1 pseudogene is annotated in these 2,061 nt (G+C 30.1%); it reads left to right on the top strand.

Going from position 1 to position 2,061, the window contains the following annotated elements:
• Positions 1–2,061 (top strand): annotated as a pseudogene (locus tag BUE91_RS04980) (adhesin); the annotation flags it as partial.

The following is a 2,061-nucleotide window of genomic DNA, read 5'->3' as shown; positions in this document are numbered from 1 at the left end:
AATTCTATAGCTATAGGATATGATGCTAGTACTGAAAAAGATGCAGAAAATGCAATAGCAATAGGAAATGGAGCAAAAGCAACAGCTAAAGATAGTATAGTGTTAGGTAGCTTTTCTAAGAATACGGCTGATATAAGTAAAGCAGGCTATGATGTTACTAAAAATACAAATTCAACTGAAAATGATTCAATATGGAAACCAACTAAGGGAGAGCTTGCTATAGGTAATGGATCAACTGACACTAGAAGAATAACAGGAGTATCAGCAGGAGAAAAGGATACAGATGCAGTAAATGTAGCTCAACTTAAAAAAGTTGCTTCAGGCTTATTAAATGATAAAGAGTTAAAATTTTCTGGAAATGATGGTAAAGAAGCTGTTGTTAAAATAGGAGAAAAGCTTAGTATTGTAGGAGAAGGAACAGTTACTAGTGGAACGGCTAAAAATAACTTAATAGTTAGCACAAATAAAGATAGTAAGACACTTACAATAGGATTAGCTGAAAAATTAGTTGAAATAGAAAGTATAACTACTAAAAAGAATGCAAATGATGGACAATCAATATTATCAAAAGACGGACTTAAAGTTACAGGTAAAGATAGTAAAGAAACATCAGTTACATCTGAAAATGTAGAATTAAAAAATAATGTAGATAAGACAACATTATCAGCAGGAGAGTTAAAGATTACAGATAAAGATGGTAATGGTAATAAAACAACTACTTTAACTAAAACAGATATAACATTAATGGATAAAACTGGTGGAAAACAAGATAAAAATAGCATAACAGCTTCATCTAGTGAAATAAGCAATAAAGATGGAGATAAAACAACTATTTCTGCAAATAAGATATCTATAGAAAATGGTAATGATAAAGTAGAAATAACAAAAGATTCTTTAACAGGAGTTACTAAAATTGGAAAAGATAGTGATAATAGCTTAATATTTGGTAATGGAAACAATAATTCAACTACTACATTAAAAGTTGGAGGAAAAGAATTAAAATTTGCTAAATCAGGAGAAAATATAAAGATATCAAATGTAGCAAATGGAACATCAGATAAAGATGCTGTAAATGTATCACAACTTAAAAAATATGTAGAAGCCTTAGGTGGAGGAGCAACAATAGGCAATGATGGTAATGTTACAGGACCTAAATATAACCTAAAAGCTGGAAATGATTCTGCAACAGATTACACTAATGTAGGAGATGCTTTAACAGCATTGGATAATGCTATAAATAAATCAAAAGAAAATTTAACAAAATTTGAAAATAAACAAATATCATTCCAAGGTAATGACGGACAATCAATAAGTAAAAAACTAGGAGAAACTTTAAAGATACAAGGTGAGGGAACAGTTTCAGGTGGAACAGCAAAAGATAACATAAAGGTTGAAAAGAATACAGCTGGTGATGGCTTAGATGTTAAGCTTGCAGAAGACATTAAAGGATTAAATAGCATAGAGACTAAAGAAGTAGATGGAAAGAAAACAAAAATAATGCCTGATGGTGTAGAAGTTACAAGTAATGATAGTAAATCTAATCTTACAGCAGATAAGGTAACATTTGGACCAAAAGACACTAATTCACAGGATAAAACAAGCACAACAATTGAAAAATCAGGATTAACTGTAAAAGGTAAGGACGGAAAAGAATCAGTAACAATAAAAGCTGAAGATAATGGTGGAACAATAGCTGTAAAAGGAAAAGATGGAAAAGACTCAATAAAAATAGATGGTGAAAAAGGTTCTATAACAGGACTTAAAGACATATCACCAGATGAAACAGATGGAAGCATAGCAGTTAACAAGAACTATGTAGATAATAAGATAAAAGAAATAGCTAATGGGCCATTTGAATATTCAACAAATAATAATGAAAAAGTTGTAAGAGGACAAGACAATAAGTTATACAAAGAATCTGAACTTAAAAACTTCTATTATGATACAAATGAAAATAAATACAAACCTAAAAATAATGCTAATGGAAATGGAAATAACCAATTAACTCCAGTAGATAGTACTGACGTAACAGTAAACTTAATGCCAAAAGGAAATGGCAAT

Source organism: Streptobacillus notomytis, assembly GCF_001902585.1.
In the GTDB taxonomy this organism is placed as follows: Bacteria; Fusobacteriota; Fusobacteriia; order Fusobacteriales; family Leptotrichiaceae; genus Streptobacillus; species Streptobacillus notomytis.
Note: the sequence above shows the minus strand (reverse complement) of the source record. Positions and strands in the feature narration are given on the sequence as shown.